Annotated in this window: 24 protein-coding genes; 18 read left to right on the forward strand and 6 right to left on the reverse strand. The window is 55.0% G+C overall.

Going from position 1 to position 23,017, the window contains the following annotated elements:
* Positions 1–468: 468 nt before the first annotated feature.
* Entirely contained in the window at positions 469–1,512 is a 1,044-nt protein-coding gene (locus H1S06_RS09180; RefSeq protein WP_181739429.1) for an IS110 family RNA-guided transposase, read from the reverse strand.
* Positions 1,513–1,700: 188 nt separating this feature from the next.
* On the opposite strand from H1S06_RS09180, the gene H1S06_RS09185 reads away from it, so the two are divergent.
* The 8 genes from H1S06_RS09185 (at position 1,701) to H1S06_RS09220 (ending at position 7,112) form a co-directional block, all read left to right on the forward strand.
* Positions 1,701–2,099 carry a GFA family protein gene (locus H1S06_RS09185; RefSeq protein WP_181739431.1) on the forward strand — a complete coding sequence of 133 codons (399 nt, stop codon included), beginning with the start codon at positions 1,701–1,703 and terminating at the stop codon, positions 2,097–2,099.
* A 158-nt stretch (positions 2,100–2,257) separates the two neighbouring features.
* Positions 2,258–2,560 carry a hypothetical protein gene (locus tag H1S06_RS09190; RefSeq protein ID WP_181739433.1) on the forward strand — a complete coding sequence of 101 codons (303 nt, stop codon included), beginning with the start codon at positions 2,258–2,260 and terminating at the stop codon, positions 2,558–2,560.
* A 32-nt stretch (positions 2,561–2,592) separates the two neighbouring features.
* The gene (locus H1S06_RS09195; protein WP_181739435.1) at positions 2,593–2,955 is read left to right on the forward strand and encodes a hypothetical protein; all 363 of its coding nucleotides are present in this window, start codon (positions 2,593–2,595) and stop codon (positions 2,953–2,955) included.
* Between the two features lie 210 nt (positions 2,956–3,165).
* Complete coding sequence (locus H1S06_RS09200) at positions 3,166–3,561, forward strand: hypothetical protein (RefSeq protein ID WP_181739437.1); 396 nt, start codon at positions 3,166–3,168, stop codon at positions 3,559–3,561.
* Positions 3,562–3,898: 337 nt separating this feature from the next.
* The gene (locus H1S06_RS09205) at positions 3,899–4,255 is read left to right on the forward strand and encodes a hypothetical protein (protein ID WP_181739439.1); all 357 of its coding nucleotides are present in this window, start codon (positions 3,899–3,901) and stop codon (positions 4,253–4,255) included.
* Positions 4,256–4,466: 211 nt separating this feature from the next.
* Positions 4,467–5,036 (forward strand): 1-acyl-sn-glycerol-3-phosphate acyltransferase, encoded by a 570-nt coding sequence (locus H1S06_RS09210; RefSeq protein WP_181739441.1) that lies wholly within the window; start codon positions 4,467–4,469, stop codon positions 5,034–5,036.
* Between the two features lie 49 nt (positions 5,037–5,085).
* Positions 5,086–5,505 carry a GNAT family N-acetyltransferase gene (locus tag H1S06_RS09215; RefSeq protein WP_181739443.1) on the forward strand — a complete coding sequence of 140 codons (420 nt, stop codon included), beginning with the start codon at positions 5,086–5,088 and terminating at the stop codon, positions 5,503–5,505.
* A 50-nt stretch (positions 5,506–5,555) separates the two neighbouring features.
* Complete coding sequence (locus tag H1S06_RS09220) at positions 5,556–7,112, forward strand: phospholipase D family protein (protein WP_181739445.1); 1,557 nt, start codon at positions 5,556–5,558, stop codon at positions 7,110–7,112.
* A 44-nt stretch (positions 7,113–7,156) separates the two neighbouring features.
* Here the strand turns inward: H1S06_RS09220 and H1S06_RS09225 are convergent, their stop codons facing one another.
* From H1S06_RS09225 to purM, 4 genes are read right to left on the reverse strand one after another with little or no spacing between them, the layout of a single operon-like run.
* Positions 7,157–7,423, reverse strand: a complete 267-nt coding sequence (locus H1S06_RS09225; RefSeq protein WP_181739447.1) for a YfcL family protein — start codon at positions 7,421–7,423, stop codon at positions 7,157–7,159.
* Positions 7,420–8,127, reverse strand: coding sequence for a DUF3108 domain-containing protein (locus H1S06_RS09230; protein ID WP_181739448.1), 708 nt, complete (start codon positions 8,125–8,127; stop codon positions 7,420–7,422). The genes H1S06_RS09225 and H1S06_RS09230 overlap by 4 nt, the downstream gene beginning before the upstream one ends.
* 13 nt (positions 8,128–8,140) lie before the next feature.
* Positions 8,141–8,791 carry a phosphoribosylglycinamide formyltransferase gene (gene purN, locus H1S06_RS09235; protein WP_181739450.1) on the reverse strand — a complete coding sequence of 217 codons (651 nt, stop codon included), beginning with the start codon at positions 8,789–8,791 and terminating at the stop codon, positions 8,141–8,143.
* A 1-nt stretch (position 8,792) separates the two neighbouring features.
* The gene (gene purM, locus H1S06_RS09240) at positions 8,793–9,851 is read right to left on the reverse strand and encodes a phosphoribosylformylglycinamidine cyclo-ligase (RefSeq protein WP_181739452.1); all 1,059 of its coding nucleotides are present in this window, start codon (positions 9,849–9,851) and stop codon (positions 8,793–8,795) included.
* Between the two features lie 182 nt (positions 9,852–10,033).
* Between purM and hda the strand changes: the two genes are divergently transcribed.
* The 4 genes from hda to trhO all read left to right on the forward strand — a co-directional run bounded on the left by hda (position 10,034) and on the right by trhO (position 12,894).
* A complete protein-coding gene (hda, locus tag H1S06_RS09245) occupies positions 10,034–10,720 on the forward strand; it encodes a DnaA regulatory inactivator Hda (protein ID WP_181739857.1) in 687 nt (228 codons plus the stop codon).
* Between the two features lie 84 nt (positions 10,721–10,804).
* Positions 10,805–11,029 (forward strand): C1 domain-containing protein, encoded by a 225-nt coding sequence (locus tag H1S06_RS09250; protein WP_181739454.1) that lies wholly within the window; start codon positions 10,805–10,807, stop codon positions 11,027–11,029.
* Positions 11,022–11,819: a tRNA cyclic N6-threonylcarbamoyladenosine(37) synthase TcdA gene (tcdA, locus tag H1S06_RS09255; protein WP_181739455.1), complete on the forward strand. Its 798-nt coding sequence runs from the start codon at positions 11,022–11,024 to the stop codon at positions 11,817–11,819. The genes H1S06_RS09250 and tcdA overlap by 8 nt, the downstream gene beginning before the upstream one ends.
* Before the next feature lie 85 nt (positions 11,820–11,904).
* Positions 11,905–12,894, forward strand: coding sequence for an oxygen-dependent tRNA uridine(34) hydroxylase TrhO (gene trhO / locus H1S06_RS09260; protein ID WP_181739457.1), 990 nt, complete (start codon positions 11,905–11,907; stop codon positions 12,892–12,894).
* 270 nt (positions 12,895–13,164) lie between these two features.
* Here trhO and H1S06_RS09265 read toward each other — a convergent pair whose 3' ends face one another.
* The gene (locus tag H1S06_RS09265) at positions 13,165–14,028 is read right to left on the reverse strand and encodes a prephenate dehydratase (RefSeq protein WP_181739459.1); all 864 of its coding nucleotides are present in this window, start codon (positions 14,026–14,028) and stop codon (positions 13,165–13,167) included.
* A gap of 112 nt (positions 14,029–14,140) precedes the next feature.
* On the opposite strand from H1S06_RS09265, the gene trmH reads away from it, so the two are divergent.
* The 6 genes from trmH to lhgO all read left to right on the forward strand — a co-directional run bounded on the left by trmH (position 14,141) and on the right by lhgO (position 22,941).
* On the forward strand, positions 14,141–14,845 hold the full coding sequence (gene trmH, locus H1S06_RS09270; RefSeq protein ID WP_181739461.1) for a tRNA (guanosine(18)-2'-O)-methyltransferase TrmH: 705 nt from the start codon (positions 14,141–14,143) through the stop codon (positions 14,843–14,845).
* Between the two features lie 19 nt (positions 14,846–14,864).
* Entirely contained in the window at positions 14,865–16,952 is a 2,088-nt protein-coding gene (locus tag H1S06_RS09275; protein ID WP_181739463.1) for an ATP-binding protein, read from the forward strand.
* Positions 16,952–18,319 (forward strand): sigma-54-dependent transcriptional regulator, encoded by a 1,368-nt coding sequence (locus tag H1S06_RS09280; protein WP_181739465.1) that lies wholly within the window; start codon positions 16,952–16,954, stop codon positions 18,317–18,319. The genes H1S06_RS09275 and H1S06_RS09280 overlap by 1 nt, the downstream gene beginning before the upstream one ends.
* 180 nt (positions 18,320–18,499) lie before the next feature.
* Complete coding sequence (locus tag H1S06_RS09285) at positions 18,500–19,528, forward strand: TAXI family TRAP transporter solute-binding subunit (protein WP_181739468.1); 1,029 nt, start codon at positions 18,500–18,502, stop codon at positions 19,526–19,528.
* Between the two features lie 71 nt (positions 19,529–19,599).
* A complete protein-coding gene (locus tag H1S06_RS09290; protein WP_181739470.1) occupies positions 19,600–21,723 on the forward strand; it encodes a TRAP transporter permease in 2,124 nt (707 codons plus the stop codon).
* Positions 21,724–21,735: 12 nt separating this feature from the next.
* Positions 21,736–22,941, forward strand: coding sequence for an L-2-hydroxyglutarate oxidase (lhgO, locus tag H1S06_RS09295; RefSeq protein ID WP_181739472.1), 1,206 nt, complete (start codon positions 21,736–21,738; stop codon positions 22,939–22,941).
* Positions 22,942–23,017 lie beyond the last annotated feature (76 nt).

Below are 23,017 nucleotides of genomic sequence, written 5' to 3' on the forward strand. Positions count from 1 at the left end.
TAACACATATGAGCCTTCTCGGTGTCAATAGGCAATAGTATTTTCATTGGCTGCATGAGCAGCCAATACAAAACCCTGAACGAGGGCGACTACTTCGTCTGTCTGAGTCGGCTGTTCATGCACTTACAGCAAACACATATAGAGGCTCTCTTATCACGGTTGAACACCGTGGCCTGACCGGTTCGGCTCCTTGGGGTGGTCAGGGGCGCTAGACATTCATCGGTTAACCGGCCTCCGGCACTATTCAAATGACAGGTTGCACAGGCTCCAGTTAGATTCAGGCTCAGGACCGGTGTAAGCGCACTGGCTCAGGGCATTGATGCACGCCAGCGGAGCGGCTAATCAAGTGAACGCGCTTCAAAGCGGCGTACAAAACCGGTTTGGATCTCAAGGATCAGTCAGCAGACACCGGCTTTGGATACGCTCTGGAAAGATCCAGTTAGGCTTTAGGCTCACCCCGCTGCGTGACTAACCCGCTAAGAATCGTTGTTCATTGAATACCGTCCCGTTCTTTAACATGAAGTACACCGCTCGGCCTAACTTGTGAGCCAGTGCTGATAGAGCCTTGGCCTTGCTCATTCGTTTCTGCAGCCGCTGGAGGTAACGTTGTGCCTTGGGATTGCCTTTCAAATACAGCACAGCCGCCTCGGAGAACGCCCATTTCAGATGAGCGTTGCCTATCTTGTTACCCTGAGTGCCGTAGCTCTTACCGGTGGACTCGGCCTTGCATTTGACCAGGCGGGCATAGGAGGCAAATTTCTGCACCGAATCGAAACGCTGAATATCGCCAATTTCATACAGAATGGTCAGAGCCAGCACTCGACCAATACCCGGTACTGTTCGCAGCACCTGTAGATACAAAGGGTTGTGTTGTTTGGCTTGCTGTTCGATGAACCGCTCCAAGCGGTAAAGCTCCTGGGAATAGCAGTCCAGGATTGTCATATCCAGATCGATATTGCGTTGGACTTCCGGCTGGTCAAAGGTGCTCCTTAACTGTTTGCGAGCACCGGCTGTTTTCAGATTGACCTTGTTGGGCGGCAAATTGTACTGGCTGGTCGTGTTGATAACATGGGCTTTCAGTTCGGCACCGTGGCGGACGATATGGGTGCGACGACGCAGCAAGTCCCGGGTAGCACGCATGACCCTGGGATAGACATAGGCCAAGGGAAAATTACCGCCGCGCATCAGGGCTGCGATTTTATAGGAGTCGATACGATCGTTCTTGGTTTTACCACCATGAATAGCACGCATATACAGAGCGTGACCAAGAATAAACGTAATGCCGTTGTCCTCGCAGAAATCAGCAACCCAGTACCAGCAATGCATGCATTCGACGCCGATCACCAGATCAGTGCGATAGGGTTCGATCAAACGGCACAGAGCTTCGGGATTGGCGGGGATTTCCTTATGTAGCAGAGTTTCGTTTGATTGATCGAGGATACATACGTAGAGGCTGCGGGCATGCAGATCGATACCGCAATAATACTGATGAGTGCTATGGTAGAAGTTCATGAGTCTTCTCCTTTTTGTGCTTGGTCGCCATCCAGCTTAGCGGGTTAACCGCTGAGCTGGGGGAGAAGGCTCAATCAGTATCAAGTGCTCAAGATCGTTCTGTGCTCATTGGGGTCTTCAAAAGCTACGCTTTTTCGGCTCCTTCGCACGGCATTATTATACACGTTATCACACAAGGAGGTGCATCAATGAAGCAAACAGGTAGTTGTCTCTGCGGGGGAATTCAGTACGAAATTAACGGTCCGCTGACCGATGTTCTGAACTGTCACTGTTCAATGTGTCGCAAACATCATGCCTCTGCGTTCAGAACTCGCGCTAAGGTGCAATCCTCGGCTTGGAATACGGTCAAAGGTCAGGCATTACTGAAGTTCTATGAATCCTCTCCAGGTGAACACAAAGGCTTCTGCTCAAACTGCGGCTCCAGTCTATACACGAGATTCGATGCAGCACCTGAGATCTTTGGTTTCCCTCTTGGCACACTCGATACCGACCCTGGAGTAAAAGCCGAGCGCCACGTGTTCGTCGGCAGTAAGGCACCCTGGTTCGAAATCATGGATGATCTGCCTCAGAATGCGGGGTATGACTGAAACAGTGATCACCCGTTGCTTAGTAAGGCGGACGGCCTTCAGCTGCCGCTTCACTCAGCGTTGAATATAACCACGTTGCAGTGGAGTGCGAGCATTTAAAGAGGCAGCGGTGTCACGTCCCATATGGTTATAAAGGCGTTATAAAACAGGGAAAATGAATGGCTTTTGATATGTACATCGGTAGCGAGCATGATTCGATTGATGCTCAAGAGGAATACATACTATCCATGATCAATGGCGATGAAAAAGAGTATCCTCAGTTAAATAAAATACATTTAAATTTTTATGGGGATGTTGTTTTTTCTTCTGCTGAAGCGAGCGATCTTATATTTGAGCTGTTAAAATTGAATGCATTAAATATTCATTTAAATACACAATTTAAATTACTCATCCTCCGATTATCAAGCTTTTTCAGTATTGCCGTTAGGACAAACCAAAAGGTGGTTTGTGCGGGAGACTAGATTTTATAATTATTATAAGGTAATGGACTATTATGAATAGACTGTTATGCAGGATGATGAGCTGGCCAATCGCCAAAAAACTATCAGGTGGAGCGCTGGCATTGGTCGGTTTGGCCGTGCTGGCAGATATCCTGGTCGCAGTATTCATCGGGCGTGGGGAGCTGACCGCTGCATCTGCTGGTTGCTATCTTACTGATGCAATGGTGATTGGTTTTCACTGTCAGGGGTTTTGGGCATCTGACATTGTGTCGGCCTGGCTCAACCTTCCGGCGTGGGCGGTCTACGGGGTAATGTTTGCGCCCTATAGCTTCAAAGCGGCAGTTCTGGCTATTGTGATATGGCTGCCGCTCATCATTTTCATTGTGGCATCTCGCAAGGTGGCTCAGCATGCATAGTAAGTTGCAGCATTTCAGCCGTTATGCGGTTCGGACCGCAATATAATCATCAACTGCCGCAGTCAGCGCTGAAGTCCATGCCACCCATTATGGCGATGAAGGAGAGATACAAAACCAACCCGGCGCTTTTTACCAAGCAACTTTATCACCATGCGGGATGTGGCAGCTAATGGATCCATTTGGAATCCTATCCAAGGAGGGGGTTAACCGATGTCTGCAACAACTGTTTATGTCTTCTCAGGCACATTCGAAAGTATTGAGGAAGCCTGTCTTTACTCTCAGCCTCAATGGGAGGCTGAGCCATCAGAGTCAGCTTCTGATGAGGAGTACGCGGCTTGGGAGGATAGGAATCCATCCCATAATATGCTAAGCAATATTGGCCCATATTTAGATGAAGATTTTATTGAAACAATAGACTTTGACCCTGGTTACCTGTCCGGCATAAAAATCAGCAAGTCAGATATAGCTCATATAAGATCCAGATCTTTAGATGCAAACATACTTGTATTGGTCTATGAGCAGGCTTTAGGTGGGTTTTCTTTGAGGAAAGCACCAGTTTCAAACTCATCTCTGACGTATTGCGGTCATTTTTATTGCGATATTTAGTGTGTAAGCTTCATGTCATTATTGATGAGTTGCTTTATGCACTTTGATTTTCCAAATGAGGTCGAAGTTAAAAAAGTGGACGTTTTGATGCGTTATTCTTTTGGCATGCAGGGAGGTAGTCCTTTGAGTAAGCGAACAGGAAAGTGTTTGTGTGAAAGGGTGGGCTATGAGATAGAGGGCCAACTGGGTCCCATTTTTAATTGTCATTTCTCCAAATGCCACCGGAGTATCGAATACCGAAATTGCGTTAAAAACGTGTTTATCATTCGCATCTAGAGTTAGAACAATAAATAAACATTTTCATAATATATTTATTTTTGGGTTTTATGATTCAGTCATGACGGTTAATAAAATTATATTATTTGCCATTATTGCATTTGGTTCTTTTCAACTATGGGAAAAACATAGAGGAAATGAAATTAAACCATTATATGAAGAGCCTTATGTTGCGGTCTATGGGCGTGATTCCTGTAGCATTACAAGAAAAATGGTAGCTGATTTGGCGGCGTCCGGAATAAAGTATGAATATTTTGTCGTTGATGAAAAAGCTACAGCTGATGTTTTACATTCCAGGATGGAAGCCGCCGGAATTGCCACAAGACGATATGATCTTCCCGTTGTGGATACCAATGGCAGCATTCAGGTGAGGCCCGCATTTTATGATGTGGTGAAGCAGTATAATGCCGGGCTTTGATGATGAGTTATGAAAAAGTGAAGGATGTTTGCTGTGCTTTCTATGCCTGGTCTCAATGGCCAGCGGTGCGGGTGAAGTACGTGGCGCGGGCCTGGCATCGGCAATAGTACAGGCAGGGCCGGCATGAGCAGTCGAGTGCGGCGAAAGCTTCCGTTGGTCGCGCAGGTCAAGGTAGTATGCTCCGGCATCTTGTTTTTTGTTATGGAGTGTTATGTTCAAACTCTTGTGCAGACTGATTTTCAAATTCAATAAATGGTCAATCGTCTCGAAGCCACCTGCCGATATCAAAAAATGCGTTATGGTTGGGGCTCCGCATACCAGCAACTGGGATTTTATCTATCTGGTGGCAGCCTATTCCTATATGGGACTGCCGAACCCGAGGTTCACCATCAAAAAAGAGTGGATGATTTTCCCGGTCAGTCTGTTGTTGTCATCTTTGGGAGCCATTCCCATCGACCGTACAGTCAAGAAGGCAGGAGAACGGCGGCTTGACATGGTTGAGGAGATGGCCCGCTATATTGACGCTGCGGAAGAGATTACGGTACTGGTCACGCCGGAGGCCAGTCGGGCACCTGCAACGCGCTGGAAAACCGGTTTTTATCGGGTAGCTTTAAAGGCGAATGTACCGATACTGTTGGGCTATCTTGATTATGATAAGAAAGAGGCCGGTGTCGGGAAGGTGGTGTATCCCAGTGGGGATTTGGATAAAGATTTGCGGACGATACTGGACTTTTATAACGGAGTGTCGCCGAAACATCCGGAGCGCTACATCAAAATTTGACAGGCCGGGCGGAAGAATGTCGGGTTGAGAAGTAGAATTGAGAGGCGTTATGTACACCCTGATCAAAGTCGATTTTCGAGAGCCGAATGCGGAGGCTATTCGGGCTGTGCGCGAAGAGGTGTTCATTCGGGAGCAGAAGGTGCCGAAAGAGCTGGAGTTTGATGATCTGGATGTGGCGGCCGTGCATGTCTTGGTCATGGCTGACGATCGTCCCGTTGGGACCGGACGTATACTGGCAGATGGGCACATTGGGCGCATTGCCATCCTGAAAGCGTTCAGGGGGCGGGGCCTGGGAGCCAAAGTCGTGTCCGCTTTGATGGAGGAAGCGGCGCGGGCAGGCTGTGAGCGTGTGTACCTGGGGGCGCAAACCCATGCGATTGATTTCTATGGCACGCTGGGATTTTCCCGGTATGGGGATGTTTTCATGGATGCCGGGATCCCTCATGTACATATGGAAAAATATCTGTAATGACTGTGGGCTACTTGAGTCGGACTCATCAACAGCCATAGGAGTGCATCGTGTCCAATTATTGGGGAGCCGTGGTTGGTTCGTTGGGACTGCTGCTGGGTGGGTGCGCAGGTCTGCCCGAGAATACGGGGCGTCTGGAGTCTTATCAGCTGGCCGACACGGAAGATACCCGTCTTGGCCGTGTCTCGGCAGCCGGGCTGGCGGCTGATGTTTCTGGCTTCCAGCTATTGGATAGCGGTATTGATGCCTTTGTAGCGCGTGTCGCGTTGGCGCGCGAAGCCGAGCAGAGCATTGATGCTCAATATTACCTGCTGCACGATGACATGACCGGGCATCTGTTCCTGGATGAGCTGGTGAAGGCTGCCGAGCGCGGGGTGCGTGTCAGGTTGCTGGTGGATGATATGGGGCTGGAAGGCCGTGATGAGAGTGTGGCCGCGCTGGCTGCGCTGACCAATTTTGAAGTGCGTATTTTCAATCCTTTTGGCCGTCATCTGGGGCGGTTGTCACAGTTCATTACCCGCTTTGGCAGTGTTACCCGTCGCATGCACAACAAGCTGTTTATCGTGGATGGGCAGGCGGTGGTCCTGGGTGGTCGTAATATCGGCAACGAGTATTTTGAAGCGGATCCGGCGTTGGCTTTTGGTGATCTGGATGTGGTCGGTTTTGGCCCGATTGCAACAGATGCGGCCCGCTCTTTTGATGCCTATTGGAATCATGATCTGGCTTATCCTGTTGCCCGGTTGGTGGATTCACCGCTGGATGCCTTGGCGGCACGGCGTTTTCGTCATTACTCCTCGGAGTATATTGAGCAGCATGCGCACGACTATGCGTATTATTTTGATGCGTTACGCAATTCCTGGCTGACGCAGCAGTTGAATGCCGGTTCCTTGTCGTTGGTATGGGGGCAGGCCAGGCTGGTGTCTGATGATCCGGACAAGCTGGTAACGGATCGGCGTCAGACCGAGCTGCATTTGAGCCGGGAGCTGGAGCCGTATTTTCTGGAGCTGGAGAAGAGTCTGCTGATATTTTCCCCCTACTTTGTACCGGGCCGGGAAGGTGTCGAGTTTTTGGAAGCCCTGGTTGAGCGAGGCGTGAGGGTGAGGGTTTTGACCAACTCTTTGGCTTCGACCGATGTGCCGGTCGTGCATGTCGGCTATGCCCGTTATCGGCGAGAGTTGTTGCGGGCGGGGGTGGAGTTGTACGAGATGAACCGTCAGGTGAGAGCGCCAGCCAAGCGGGAGGGGTGGAATTTTACCGGTTCGTCCAAGGCCAGTCTGCATGCCAAATCGTTTGTGCTGGATGGGGAGAAGGTGTTTATTGGCTCGCTGAATATGGATCCGCGTTCTCTGGTGGAGAATTCAGAAGTCGGCGTTGTGCTGGAAGTGCCCGAGATCGCACAGGAAATGCTGGAGTGGTTCGAGCACGATATTGATCGGGTTGCTTTCAGGGTTTCGTTGGAACAAGGGTCGTTCGGCAGTGAGCGTCTGCGCTGGGATGGATGGAGTGGTGATCAGCCCGTGGTCTTTGATGTTGAGCCATATACCAGTGTTTGGCAGCGTTTGGGTGTCGGGCTGTTGCGTGTATTGCCGATTGATTCTCAATTGTAGGCGATAAAAGCAGCACGCAAGGGAATGTTGCGTGCTGCCGAGGTTCAGGCAGTGCCGAGGCAGACGGTATCCCACAGGTTCTGGATGCCGGATTTGTCTTGGCTGCTGAGCTGGTCAACTGTGAAGGCGCTGTCCAGGCTGGTTTGCAGGTTGTGCAAGAAAGCTTCTTCGGACTCGGGCAGTTCGGCGGCGACCAGATTCAGGTGGCTGATCAGGTAGCTGCAATAGAACAGCTCGTCCGGCTGCTCCAGTGCGGCCTGTTCACGGGCCAAAAGACGGGTCTCAATCAGGTTGATAAGGCTTTCGCTCATGGCGTCTCCAGGTTTTTGAGCAGCAGGGCGTAGGTTTTGCCGTCGGACTCGGTTTGTTCCAGGCGAATGATCAGGTAGTCCAGATCGGGAGCCAGCCAGAGCAGGGTTTCCCGGTCGGCGTCTTCGCCGCGGTCACGCATGACGCGTACAGCGTTGTAGCGGCCGTATGGCGTGACGACTTCCTCTTCGCCGGTGACCTTGAACTGATATTCCTTGAGCTTGCCGCCGTCCGCTACGGAATAGGTCATGCTGTCTTTGCCTGCCAGCAGATCGAGGCGCAGCTGCAGCTGGTAGCTGAGTTTGTCCTGGGTGCCGGCCGGCACCTGCATTTTCCAGGGTGTGTCCTTGACGACGGTCGTTACCGACTGGCTGGCCCAGTCAAAGTCGATATTCGCCTTGCGGCTCTTGCCCAGTACCTTGCGGTGATAACGGTAGCTGACGGGCTGAATCGGCTCGGTGGGGTGGTAATTGAACAGCGTGGTTTCGCTGATGCCGGCCATCATGGCAGACGCTTCCGAGTTGAAGCGCCATTGGCCGCCTTCGGTCTGTTTCAGCTCGCGTACCGCCTCGCCACTGAGCGAAATGCCCATGTCAAAGGCGGTGGTATAGGTGGCCTTGAATGCCGGCAGGTGAGACGTGTCGGCATGGGCGGGCAGGCTGGCCAGCAGACAGCCGGTCAGCAGGGTCGGGAGTGTCAGGCGCATACAACCTCCGTGATTAGCGGGTGGTGTATTGGTAACCGGATTCCGGCAGGCATTCATGATCAAGTTGAACGCCGCTTTCTCCGAGCTTGAGACGATCGTTGCAGAACCACTGAACGGCCAGTGGGTAGATCTTGTGTTCCAGTTGATGGACGCGCTGTTGCAGGTTCTGGATATCTTCGCCGGGGACGATATTGGTCCTGGCCTGTATGACCAGCGGCCCTCCGTCCAGTTCCTCGGTTACAAAGTGAACCGTGCAGCCGTGTTCCTCATCGCCCGCTTCCAGCGCGCGCTGGTGCGTATGCAGCCCTTTGTACTTGGGCAGCAGGGAGGGGTGGATGTTAAACAGGCGTCCGTGATAGTGCCGCACCAGTTCGGGCGTCAGAATCCGCATGAAACCGGCCAGTACCACCAGGTCGGGTTGATAGCTGTCGATCAGTTCGACCAGTGCTGCATCAAAGCTTTCCCGGTCGGCAAACTGTTTGTGGTCGAGCAGGCGGGCGTCGACGCCCGCCTGCTCGGCTCGGGTCAGGCCGTAGGCGTCGGGGCGGTTGCTGATCACCGCCGCGACATTGCCCCGGATCTGTCCGTCAAGCGTCTGGTCCAGAATGGCTTGCAGGTTGGAGCCGCTGCCGGATATCAGTACTACAATCCGTTTTGGCGCCATCTCAGGCCTCCAGGCCGCGTAGTTCAACCTGTTCTTCGCCTGCATCGGCCGCTTCGATCTGGCCGATCAACCAGGCGGTTTCGCCTTCGGCCTGCAGCAGGGCGATCGCTTCATCGGCTTTTTCTGCCGGTACGGCGATGACCATGCCTACGCCGCAGTTCAGAGTGCGGTACATTTCACGGGTTTCTACGTTGCCACCTTTCTGCAGCCAGGTGAATACCGGCGGCATGTCCCAGGATTTGACGTCGATGACGGCCTTGGCAGAGGCGGGCAGTACACGCGGAATGTTTTCCAGCAGGCCGCCGCCAGTAATGTGGGACAGGGCGTTAACCTGAGATTCACGAATCAGCTTGAGCAGTGGCTTGACGTAGATACGGGTCGGCTCCAGCAGAGCTTCGGCCAGGGTCTTGTCGCCGATAGGCTGTTGCAGGTCGGCACTGGTGACTTCCAGAATCTTGCGGATCAGCGAGTAGCCGTTGGAGTGCGGGCCTGAGGACGCCAGGCCGATCAGGGTGTCTCCCACCTGGACCTTGCTGCCGTCAATGATTTCGTCCTTTTCGACCACGCCGACGCAGAAACCGGCCAAATCGTAGTCGTCACCTTCGTACATGCCCGGCATTTCGGCGGTTTCGCCACCGACCAGAGCGGCGCCTGACAGTTCACAGCCGGCACCGATACCGGTTACCACATCGGCGGCCATATCCACGTTCAGGCTGCCGGTGGCGTAATAATCCAGGAACAGCAGCGGTTCTGCACCGGCGACCACCAGGTCGTTGACACACATGGCAACCAGGTCAATCCCGATAGTGTCGTGCTTGTTCAGCTCCATGGCCAGGCGCAGTTTGGTGCCAACACCGTCGGTACCGGAAACCAGTACGGGCTGCTTGTAGCCGGCCGGCAATTCGCACAGGGCACCGAAACCACCCAGTCCACCCATGACTTCAGGACGGGCAGTGCGTTTGGCGACGCCTTTGATACGTTCGACCAGGGCGTTACCTGCATCAATATCAACGCCGGCATCCTTGTAGCTCAGGGAAGTTTTTTCAGAACCTGTAGACATGGGAGAGTCAACCTTTAAAGCGATAAATAATCGGTAAAAAATATCACGCTAGTTTATCAGGTTGCGGGCGCTCTGTGTTAGAGTTACGCGCGTCATTTATTGGCCGGATGTAAAACTCGGTTTTCTGAACCATTAAGACGCTTGCAGTGACACAGAAAGACAAAAGCCGTACCGCTGCTCCTATGCAGTTGCCTCTTGGGATTGGTCTTCGCGACGATGCCCGCTTTGAAAATTTCGTGCGTGGTCGCAACGGACTGGTCTGTGCCGCGTTGGAGAAGGCTGCGTCCGGCTTCGGCGAACAGTACCTTTACATATGGGGGCATGCCGGCACGGGATGTTCGCACCTGTTGCAGTCCTGTTGCCACGCTTCCGATCCGGTGCGCCGCAGCGCGGTGTACCTTCCTCTGGCCGAACTGAAAGATTACGGCCCACGCATACTGGAAGACTTTGACCAGCTGGATCTGGTCTGTATCGACAATCTGGAACAGGTTGCCGGTCATGCCGCGTGGGAAGAGGCCCTGTTCCATCTGTATAATCGCATGCGGGCCAATGGCCATGTGCTGATTATTGCGGCCAACCTGCCGCCTGCCAAGTTGGGCATCAAGCTGGCGGACCTGGAGTCTCGCCTGAATTGGGGCATGGTGTTCCAGTTGCAGTCGCTGGATGACGATACCAAAGTGGTGGCGCTGAAGGCACGTGCACAGGCGCGGGGTTTGCAGTTGGGTGATGATGTTATCCGTTATCTGATGCATCATGGCAGTCGCAATATGGCGCATCTGCTGGTGACGCTGGATAAGCTGGATGTGGCCTCTCTGAGCGCACAGCGCAAGATAACCGTACCCTTCGTCAAACAGGTGATGGGCTGGTGAATCATCGGATGTCCGCTGCTGACGGGTAGTGGCGGTGCACCGTCTGCCGAATTTTCATGCACATTCTGAAATGGTTATTGAACTATGAGCGAAAGCCGCGTGCCGCGAGATTTCAGCCTGAGGAGTCCTGAAGAACAGCAGCTTTTTCTGACGGACACCTGGTGTGATCACTGTCAGCAGCTGGGGCTGGGAATGCGTGATCCCGAAGAATATGAACTCTTTGGTATCGTCTTTATCGAAGGTAAATGCAGTCAGTGCGGAGAAACGATTCTGACCGAGTTGACCGAGGATGCATTTGACGATGAATGAGGCCATTGCTCAGCGCTTTGGGGGTACGGCCCGTTTGTACGGTCTGGACGGACTGGCTCTGTTTCAGCGCTCGCATGTTGCCGTTATCGGTATCGGCGGTGTTGGCTCCTGGGTTGCGGAAGCGCTGGCTCGATCCGGCATCGGCGAAATTTCGCTGATTGACCTGGATGATGTCTGTGTGACCAATACCAATCGCCAGCTGCATGCGCTGGCATCGACGGTCGGGCAGTCCAAGGTGGCGGTGATGGCGGATCGTATTCGTGATATCAACCCTGATTGTCTGGTACACGAGATCGAAGCCTTTGCCTGTCGCGACAATCTGGACGAGCTGCTGCATGATGATTTGAGCTATGTCGTTGATGCGATTGACAGTGTCAAGGACAAGGCGGCCATTATTGCCTGGTGCAAGCGGCATAAGGTGCCGGTGATTACTATCGGGGGAGCGGGCGGTCAGGTTGATCCAACGCTGATCCGGGTTGCGGATCTGACGCGTACTCAAACGGACCCTCTGGCGGCCAAGGTGCGTTCTTTCCTGCGTCGGCATTATCGGTTCAGCAGCAGTGGTCGTCGGTTTGCCGTTGAGTGTGTCTATTCAGAAGAGCAGTTGCGCTATCCTCAGCCTGACGGGAGTGTCTGTCAGCAGAAGAGCGTGATGGAAAACGGCACGCGACTCGATTGTGCCGGTGGCTTTGGTGCCACCACATGTGTGACCGCGACCTTCGGCTTTGTGGCCGTGTCGCGTGTATTGAAAAAGCTTCAGGAGCGAGCAGCGCGAGAGCTGGCGCTCTGATTCACCAGGGGCCGCCTGTTTTGAAGGCGGCTCCGTCAGTCATGCTCCGGATTTACGCTCCGGACCGCAAGAACAGGAACATACCATGTCCAGCACCGTCGTCTGTGCACTGTATAAATTCGTGACTCTGGAAAACTTTGAGCAGCTGCGTCAGCCGCTGTATGACCTGATGGTCGAGCAGGGAGTGCGCGGCACTTTGCTGCTGGCGAAAGAGGGTATTAACGGCACCATTGCCGGCAGCCGTGAGGGTATTGATGCCGTCCTGGCCTGGCTCCAGTCCGATCCGCGCCTGGCTGAATTGGGGTACAAGGAATCCTTCGACGAGAGCAATCCCTTCTACCGCACCAAGGTCAAGTTGAAAAAAGAGATCGTGACCATGGGGGTCGAAGGGATTGATCCCAAGCGTGTGGTGGGCACCTATGTCAAACCGCAGGACTGGAACGCGCTGATCTCCGATCCGGACGTCATTCTGGTCGACACCCGAAACGACTACGAAGTGCAGATCGGGACCTTTAAGAATGCGGTCAACCCGCAGACTGATACCTTCCGTGAATTCCCGCAGTATGTGCAGGATAACTTGGATCCGCAGAAGCACAAGAAGGTGGCGATGTTCTGCACCGGCGGCATCCGTTGCGAGAAGTCGACCGCCTACCTGAAAGAGCAGGGTTTCGACGAGGTATACCACCTGGAAGGCGGCATTCTGAAATACCTCGAAGAGGTGCCGGAAGAGCAGACGATGTGGGAGGGCGAGTGTTTTGTCTTCGACAACCGAGTGTCGGTTAATCACAGTCTGGAAAAGGGTGACTACGACCAGTGCCACGCTTGCCGCATGCCGATTACCGAGGACGACAAGGCCAGCGACAAGTATCAGAAGGGCGTCAGCTGCCCGCATTGTCATGATCGCCTGACCGATCGTCAGCGTGAGCGTTTTGTGCAGCGCGAAAAGCAGACGCAGTTGGCGCGTGAACGTGGCGAGGCGCATCTGGGAGCGGATGCCAATACGGTTATCGAACAGCGTCGGCAGCTGAAGGCTGAACATCGGGAAGCACAGAAAAAGCGCCAAGCACTTGATTGAGCGATAAAAAAAAGCCCCTCTTCAGAGAAGAGGGGCAACAAAGTGCATACAACTCAAAACGGCCAGAGTTGGAAACGGAAAAGCGAGAGATGTTGAAGACGAGCAGAGTTCTCTCGCGCCCTGTTGCCAGGACGGTTTAACTATCGCCTTTTTTTGTGCGGCGCACAATGGGGTGCTTAGATGAATATGTTCTAATGCCGCCGGTATTTTGTGCGTCGCAGCAATAGCGCCCGCCGATAGCGGGCGCGTGGTGCCATGTCCGCTGCGAGCTTACAGCTCCAGGTTCATATGGCTGAGGCGGAAGGGGTGTGCTTCGTAGGTGCCGATGACGCGGACCTCTTCGGCAAAGAAGTGCAGCTCCTGCATGGCGAATTTCATTGCCTGCTGGTGAGGGTGTCCTTCCACGTCCAGGTGGAAGCTGGAAACTTTCATGGTTTCCGAAGCCATATAGCTTTCCAGTTTGACCATATTGACGCCATTGGTGGCGAAGCCGCCCAGAGCCTTGTACAACGCGGCCGGAATGTTGCGGACGCGGAACATCAGCGAGGTCATGTAGCGTACCTCCGGTTCCAGAGGCGGGATCATCTGATCCTTGGAAAGGATAAAGAAGCGGGTGGTATTGCCGTTTTTATCCTGGAAGTTTTCCTTCAGAATTTCCAGACCATAGAGTTCTGCTGCCAGGCTTGATGCGATGGCCGCGTGACCGGGCTGTTGTTGCTCGGCCAGCTCGGCAGCCGAGCCGGCGGTGTCCAGTGCTGCGATGGGGGTAATACCCAGCGAACGCAGGTTTTCGGCGCACTGGGCCAGTGCCTGGGGGTGTGAAGAGACGGTTTTGATATCTTCCAGACGTGTGCCGGGCAGCGCGAGCAGGCAGTGGTTGACCGGCTCAAAGTGCTCGCCGATCACGTGCAGGCGCGTTTTGGGCATCAGTCGGTAGATCTCTTCCACGCGACCGGCAGTGGAGTTTTCCAGCGGAATCATGGCCAGGTGAGCGTCGCCGCGCTCCACCATAAACATCGCTTCTACAAAGGACTCACAGGCTTTCGGGGTCAGTTCGGGATGAACGCGACGACAGGCCAGGTGTGAGTAGGCACCCTGGTAGCCTTGATAGGCGATGGTAGTGTTCTGAGTCATGGTATCCATACATTGGCTGAAAAAAACAAGGACAGCATTATGGCACAGCTGGCGTGTCGGCTGAAAAAAATATCCGCATTTGCTACTGTTGCCGCCCGTTGGAGGAGCGCCTATGACCCCGGAACGTGAACAAAAATTGCTGGCTGTATTACAGCGTCGTCAACCTGATCTGACTCTGATCGCCGAGCAGGTACACAAGTCCCGCAATATTGCGGCCCTGATTCGCAATTGCGATGCGGCAGGCATCGCCGAAGTGCAGGTGGTTAAGCCCAAGGAGGGGTATCAACAGTACCGGGGTACCGCACTGGGGTCGGATCGTTGGGTGGACACGGCGCTGCACGATACGCTGGATCTTGCCATTGAGGGGGTGCGGGCTCGGGGTATGAAAGTTTACGCGGCGCACTTCTCGGAGCAGGCTGTTCCCTATCGCGAAGTGGACTATACCGAGCCTTGCGCCATCGTGATGGGAGCAGAAAAAGAGGGTATCAGCCCCCGCGCTGCCGAGCAGGCTGATCGGCATATCATTATCCCGATGCAGGGTGTGGTCAGCTCGCTGAATGTGTCGACGGCGGCCGGTATTATCCTGGCTGAAGTGATTGATCAGCGCTTGAAAGCCGGGTTCTATGACCGGGCGCGGATGCCGGTTGCCTGGATCGCTCGCAAGATGTTTGAAGCGCGTTATCCGAAAGTGGCCGAGTTCTGCCATCGCCAGAATCTGGCGTATCCTGAATATGACGAGCGGGGTGAAATGCTGGCCCCCGGCGAATGGAACGACCAGGTGACAGCGGGCACCGCGCCTGCACAAACAGCGGATTGATACCCTGCGAGGATTCTTCATGGCCCGTGAGACGTCGGGGCGTTCAAGCTACTCCATCGGTGGCCTGGCCTTTCTGTACATACTGCTGGTGGCCGGGCTGGCCTGGTTCGCCGGGTCCTGGTCGCGGGACTGGGCACTCGCACGCTTGCAGGTGCAGGGATCGGACCGTCTGCTGACCAGTATCAGTCAGATGCGTCTGGCGTTGGACCAGTACAGCTACCTGCCGTTCCTGCTGACACAAAATACGGATGTTCATCGGCTGCTGCAGCCTGAATCGACACATCAGGCAACCGTTAACCGAGTGCTGGAGCAGATCAATCTGGTCGCGGGCTCCTCGGCGCTGTTTGTGCTGGATGCAGAGGGCAAGCCCCTGGCTTTCAGCAACTGGCGCGAGGAGCAGGCGTTCCCGCTCGAGTCTCAGCGGGATCAGGGCTACTTCCGGCAGGCTATTGCCGGTGAGCAGGGGTTTGAATTGCAGTTTTATGCTCCTCAGGGGTATGCGCGTTTGTACATGTCGGCGCCGGTTTATACCGACCGTCTCGCGGGTGTGGCGGTGATGCGGCTGGATATGTCGCAGCTGCGCGAGCAGCTGGCCATTGAGTATCCGCTGGTGATACGTGCTGCCGATGGGCAGTTGATTTTCAAGTCGGACACGCACTGGCCGCAAACCCGTGAAGCGCCGCTGGAGCTGAATAATGGCACGGTGCTGGAGCGGGTCAGGGGAGATGCGGGCGTGTCGTTGCAACAATCGGTGCAACTGGATGATTTGGGGTGGAGCGTCTCGGTTCTGACCGACATACGGCCCGCGCAATATCGTGCCCGCGTGGTGGGCGGCAGTGTGCTGGGGGGTGGTGTGGCCCTGGGGCTATTGCTGCTGTACCTGCGCGAATCGCGACAGAAACGCCGCCTGCAGCTGGAGCGAATGCAGGAACGCGCGCGTAGCGAGCAGCAGCAGCGCGACATTATCAATACTGCCCAGGTAGGGCTGATTCATGTTGACCCCTGCGGTCAGGTGCAGTTGATCAATCCGATGGCGATGCAGATTTTCGGTGTTTCGGTGGAGCATATTCGCAACCAGTCGATTCTGCGGCTGTTGGGAGAAGGCTTCACGGCCTTGCCTCTGAAGCAGGCTTTGGGGGCGCTGGGCACGGATCGCTTTCGACCGTTGACGGGGCTGGAAGCGGTGGGGCAGCGTGGCGACGGCAGTGCCTTTCCGATGATGGTCTCAATTCGGCAGATGACGCACCATCCCGAACTTGGCTACCTGGTGACGGTCATCGATATCAGCCGGCGCAAGCGTCTGGAGCAGGCGTTGCGCGAGGCCAATGAATCGCTGGAGCAGAAAGTGGTAGCCCGTACTCGGGCGCTGGAAGAAGCGCAGGCCGAGCTGGTGCAGGCCGGGAAGCTGGCGGCCTTGGGACGGATGTCGGCATCGGTTGTCCACGAATTGAACCAGCCCATGACGGCCATGCGTACCTATCTGGCCATTGCCGAGCGTCTGTTGGCGCAGCCCGAGGCTCTGAACAAGAATCTGAAGCAGCAGGAGCAGATGCTGGACCGCATGGCGCTGATTACCGGGCAGTTGAAAATCTTTGCGTACCGTAAGCCGGAGCGGATCGAGCCGGTATCGCTGCAGCAGGTGACAACTCAGGTGCTGCAAATGTTCAGGGGGCGTTTTGAAGAGCTGGCGCTGCAGCTGCATTACACGCCGCCACCTGTCGACCTGTTGGTGGCGGGTGACAATGCACGTTACGAACAGGTGCTGATCAACTTGATCAAGAATGCCTGTGATGCCATGTCGTCTCTGCCGGGCCCTCATCATTTGTGGCTGGAGCTGGTCAATACCGGGGAGCGGTCGATCATCTTTGATGTGAGAGATAACGGCCCCGGTATTGATGCCGATATTCGGGAGCAGCTGTTCGAACCGTTTTTTACGACCAAAGAGGTCGGGCAGGGGTTGGGTCTGGGCTTGGCCATTGTCAGCAGTATTCTGCGGGACTTGGGAGGTGATATCCGTATTCTGGATACCTCCGAAGGCGCCTGTTTTCGGATTAAAGTGCCGCTGTATGCAGCCGCAGATCAGGGCAATAGCGAGGTGAAGGCATAATGAGTACGCACGGGCTGGTGCTGCTGGTGGATGATGAGGCGATGGTGCGTGAGGCGACGGCGCAATGGCTCGAGCTGTCAGGCTTTGAGGTCAGGAGCTTCAGCCGTGCGGAAGATGCACTGGAGCAGATCGACCCTGCCAGTGCAGGCATTCTGCTGACGGATGTACGCATGCCGGGCATGGATGGTTTGCAGTTAATGCAGGAAAGTCTGGTGCGTGCGCCGGATATGCCGGTCATCTTGCTGACCGCCCATGGCGATGTGGATATGGCGACGGCGGCCATGCGGAACGGAGCCTATGACTTCATTGAAAAGCCGTATGTGCCGGATCGCCTGGTTGAGCGGATTCACCGGGCCTGCGAGAAGCGGCGCCTGACGCTGGAAAATCTGCGCCTGCAGCAGAATTTGGCGACGCAAAGCGGGTTGGATGGGCGCATGATTGGCGTATCTCCGGCGATTCAGCGGTTGCGCCGGGAAATTCTGGCGTTGGCGGAGCTGGATACCAATGTGATCGTGTATGGTGAAACCGGTACCGGCAAGGAGCTGATTACCCAGTGTCTGCATGAGTACAGCAAGCGCAGCAAACATGCCTTTGTGCCGATCAACTGCGGTGCGATCCCGGAAAACTTGATCGAAAGCGAACTCTTCGGTCATGAGGCAGGGGCGTTTACTCACGCGGCCAAACGCCGTATCGGCAAGTTTGAATATGCCAGTGGCGGCACCCTGTTCCTGGATGAGATCGAAAGCATGCCGCAGCATTTGCAGATCAAAATGTTACGTGCGCTGCAGGAACATGTAATCGAGCGGCTGGGGGCCAATAAGCCGATCTCGGTTGATCTCAGAGTCGTGGCTGCCGCGAAGGTGGACCTGCGTGAGGACCCCAATTTTCGTGAGGATCTGTTCTATCGCCTGAATGTGTCAGAGCTGCATATCCCTCCGCTGCGAGAGCGTATCGAGGATGTGCCGCTGCTGTTTGCCTATTATGTGCGGCGGGGCGCGCTGGATTATGATCGTGAGCCACGGCCATTGTCAGACCATGACCTGGATGCGCTGCAGTCCTACGCCTGGCCCGGTAACGTGCGTGAGTTGAAAAACATCGCGATCCGTTATGGCATTGATCCGCGTGCCAGTCTGGTGGAGCTGTTGTCGCGTCAGCAGCCGATGCAGAGTGCGCCGGTCATGAGTCGTCAGTCTCTGCCATTGGCGGTACAGGTTGCAGAATACGAGTCGCGGTTGATTCGCGCTGCGCTCGAAGAACATCAGGGCAATATCAAGGCAGTGATGGAAATGTTGGACCTGCCCAGGCGTACGCTGAACCAGAAAATGCAGCGGTACGGTCTGAATCGGAGCGATTTTACGGCTTCATAGGCGAAAAACGGCTTATCGGTATGGGGTTATATCGGCCGTTTTTTGCTTATTTAATCGTTCCATGAATATTATTGTCAATAAATTCAAATGCTTATGATTTGATTAATGTTGGCCCGTTTCCTGCAATATCTGCCTGTCACTACAACAAACAAAACTGACAACAGGTATAAGGAACACACTATGAATCAAGGTAAACGTACGCTGATCAAGGCGCTGGGCCTGACACTGACGCTGGGTGCGGTGGCGACATCCTCCATGCTGGTGCAGGCAGCCGAGAACCGCTCGTACATCATGGCAACCGCTTCAACGGGCGGAACCTACTATCCGGTGGGCGTAGCACTGGCGACCCTGACCAAGGTGAAACTGGAGCCGACTCAGGGAATCTCCATGTCGGCCATCAACTCGGCCGGTTCGGGTGAAAACATCAAGTTGTTGCGTGAAAACGAAGCCCAGTTCGCCATTCTACAGGGCCTTTATGGTGCCTGGGCCTGGAACGGCGAAGGCGCGATGGAAGCCTCCGGCAAACAGGAAAAGCTGCGCTCCGTCAGCATGCTGTGGCAGAACGTGGAGCACTTTGTTGTACGTGGCAAATATGCCCAGAGCGGTACAATCAGCGACCTGGCGGCGCTGGAAGGCGAAAAGTTTTCCATCGGTAAGAAAAACTCCGGCACCGAAGGGTCGGGGCGCACGATTCTTGGCAACCTGGGCATCAATGCCGATGCCTTCAATCTGGCCTACATGGGATATGGTCCGTCAGCTGACGCACTGCAGAACGGCACCATCGACGGCATGAATATTCCGGCTGGCGTGCCGGCCTCTGCCATCACCCGCGCTTATGCAGCCATGGGCGAAGATATCCGTGTGCTGGACTTTACCGATGAGCAGATGGCGCAGGCCAACGGCAGCTACAAGCTGTGGACCCGCTATGTGATTCCGGCCAATACCTATCCGGGTCAGACCCGCGATATCAACACGATGGCGCAGCCCAACTTCCTGGCGGTGCGTGATGATATCAGCGAAGAAGACGTGTATCTGCTGACCAAAACCATTTATGAAAACCTGCCGTTCCTGAACAGCATCCACAAAGCCACCAAGGCAATGGCGCTTGAAAAAGCGATTGAAGGCCTGCCGGTGCCGCTGCACCCGGGTGCTGTGCGCTACTACCGTGAAGTGGGCGTTGTCATCCCGGACCATCTGATCGCCGAATAAGCGTCTCGGTCGCGATCGGCCATTTTTGGCCGATCGTCTCCCCCTAGAAACAAGCAATCAGGAATGACGTGATGTCTGCTTCCACTCAAACCGACCAACAGACCGCCGAGAAACTGAAGGCGATGGAGCTGACCCAGCGCAGCGAACAAGGCGGTACCGGCCGCTTCGTTTACTGGGCCGGAGTTCTGTTCGCGTTGGCTCATATCTATTTCAATACGCTGGGCACCCTGTCTGAACTCTGGGTGTCGGCCATTCATTTTTCCGGCTTTGCACTGATGTGCGCCCTTATGGTGCCGCTGTCGAAAAAGCACGGGGATACACGCTGGAGTATCGCGGTCGATGTATTGATCGGCCTGGTAGCATTGGGAACGACGGTTTACCTGATCCTGTTTGAAGATGCGCTTTACGCGCGCGGCGTGCATTTCAATACCACGGACTGGGTCGTGGCCGTTGCTGCCATTCTGGTCGCGCTGGAGATGACGCGTCGGACCACCGGCTGGTTCATTCCGTCGCTGATCCTGTTTTCGCTCACCTATGTATTCTGGTGGGGGCAGTACATCGATGGCATGTTCAACTTTCCGGGCCTGAGCCTGGAAACCGTGCTGTATCGCAGCTATTTCTCGTCCGAGGGCATGTTCGGCTCCATTGCCCGCATTTCCTGGACCTATGTGTTCATGTTTATCCTGTTCGGCGCCTTTTTGGTGAAGTCCGGTGCAGGTGATTTTATTATCGAATTGTCGCGCTGTGCTGCCGGTCGCATGATCGGGGGGCCCGGTTTTGTGGCAGTACTGGGATCCGGCCTGATGGGCTCGGTTTCGGGCTCATCGGTGGCGAATACCGTATCGACCGGTGTGATCACCATTCCATTGATGCGCAAGGCGGGGTTCCCGGCGCGTTTCGCTGCTGGTGTCGAGGCGGCAGCTTCCACTGGTGGTCAGCTGATGCCACCGGTCATGGGGGCGGGAGCCTTTATCATGGCATCCTATACCCAGATTCCCTATGTGGAAATTATCGCCATTGCGGCGCTGCCGGCGTTGCTGTATTTCCTGTCGGTCGGCTTTTATGTGCGTGTAGAGGCGCGCCGCAGCCATGCACATGCGGTTGAGATGAATGTCCGTCCGGTGAAAGAGGTGCTGAAAGAGGGCTGGCACTGCCTGCTGCCGCTGGTGGTACTGGTGGCGTTGCTGATTTACGGCTTTACCCCGACCTATGCGGCAGGCATCTCCATTATTGCGGTTGTGCTGGCTTCCTGGATTTCGCCGAAGAAAATGGGGCTCCGGGATATCTTTGACGCGTTGGCGCAAGGATCGAAAAACATGGCCACGACCGCCATGTTGCTGGTTGCCGTTGGCCTGGTGGTCAATGTGGTGGCCATGACCGGTATCGGCAATACGTTCTCGCTGATGGTAACCGACTGGGCCGGTGGCAGCTTGCTGATTACCCTGGTGCTGGTAGCGCTGGCTTCGCTGGTGCTGGGTATGGGGCTGCCGGTAACGGCTGCCTATATCGTACTGGCTACGCTCTCGGCTCCGGCGTTGTACAGCCTGATGGCCGAACGCGAACTGATCGAGCTGATCGTAAACGGCAATCTGCCGGAAACCGCGCGTGCCATCTTCATGCTGGTAGACCCGAACAGTCTGACGGCGTTGGCTGCACCGATGAGTGAAGCACAGGCCGTTGCGTTGGTGGAACAAATTCCATCCGACTTCAAGGGTCAGCTGCTGGATCAGGCCATTGATGCCGACAAGCTGGCGATGATTCTGCTGGCGGCCCACATGATCATCTTCTGGTTGTCACAGGACTCCAACGTAACGCCGCCGGTCTGTCTGACCGCGTTTGCGGCAGCGGCCATTGCGCGCACGCCGCCGATGATGACCGGTTTCACCGCATGGAAGATCGCCAAGGGGCTGTACATTGTTCCGCTGCTGTTCGCCTATACCGGCTTTATCGGTGGCAGCCCGGATGAAGTGATTACCGTATTCATTTTCGGCATTTTGGGTCTGTATGCCTTTGTCGGATTCATGGAAGGCTATCTTGAAGGGCCGTTGAACCTTGCCCTGCGCCTGTTCAGTGGCGTTTGTGCCATAGGCCTGCTCTATCCGCATGGTCACCTGGTCTATGACCTGATTGCCGCCGCGGCCTTTGTCGCCCTGTTTATGTACAGCCGTCGTTTGACGCCGGCTGAAGCCGTTTGAAGGGATTAAGTGATGCAGAGTAGCTTTGATTTTATCGTGATCGGTGGCGGCATTCTTGGCCTGTCCACGGCCCGCCAATTACAACAGCGTTTTCCCGGTAAACGGGTGCTGGTTCTGGAAAAGGAAAATAGCCCGGCACAACACCAGACCGGCCATAACTCGGGCGTTATTCACGCCGGGGTGTATTACACGCCGGGCAGCATGAAGGCGCGTTTTTGCAAAGAGGGTAATGAGGCCACCAAAGCGTTTTGTCGCGAGCATGACATTCCGTTTGATGAGTGTGGCAAGTTATTGGTGGCCACCAATGAGCTGGAGCTGGAGCGGATGCAGGGCCTCATCGGGCGTTGTGCCGAGAATGAGCTGCCTATCGAAGTACTGAATGCCGAGCAGCTCAAGGCGCGGGAGCCGAACATTACCGGAGTGGGCGGTATTTTCGTCCCGTCAACCGGTATTGTCAGCTATACGCGCATCTGTGAGAAAATGGCCGAGCTGGTGGCAGCCGATGGCGGGGAGGTGCGTTATGACGCTGAAGTGCGCAACATCCGCGAACTGGCGGACAGCGTGGAAGTGGAGACCGAGCAGGAGCGCTTTGCAGGCAACTTTATGGTGGCCTGTGCCGGCTTGATGTCCGACCGCATTGTTCGCATGTTGGGTCAGGTGCCGGAGTTCAAGATCATACCGTTTCGCGGGGAGTACTTCCTGTTGCCGCCGCAGCATAATCAGATCGTTAACCACTTGATCTATCCGATCCCCGATCCTGATCTGCCGTTCCTGGGGGTGCACCTGACCCGGATGATCGATGGTACCGTTACGGTCGGACCCAATGCAGTACTGGCTTTCAAGCGTGAAGGCTATCGCAAAACGGACATCAGCGTACGGGATATGGCTGAAATGTTGACCTATCCGGGGCTGCTGAAAATGCTGGCACGCAACCTCAAGCCGGGGTTGGTGGAAATGAAAAACAGCCTGTTTCGGCGCGGTTATCTGGAGCAGGTACGCAAGTACTGCCCGCAGCTGACGCTGGATGACCTGCGTGCCTACCCGGCCGGGGTGCGTGCTCAGGCCGTTGCTCGGGATGGCTCGCTGGTAGACGACTTTTTGTTCGTAAATACCGAGCGAGCGCTGGTGGTATGCAATGCGCCCTCTCCGGCGGCAACCTCGGCGATTCCGATCGGCGCACATATCGTTGATCAGGTGGCCGAACGCGGTATTTCTTAAGCTGTCATTCCCTTTGCCTGGGATATTCTTTGCCCTGTCCGCCATGTGGTAGACAGGGCTTTTTTATTTTGAAATC

It is taken from the genome of Marinobacterium marinum (assembly GCF_013868415.1).
Taxonomy (GTDB): Bacteria; Pseudomonadota; Gammaproteobacteria; order Pseudomonadales; family Balneatricaceae; genus Marinobacterium; species Marinobacterium marinum.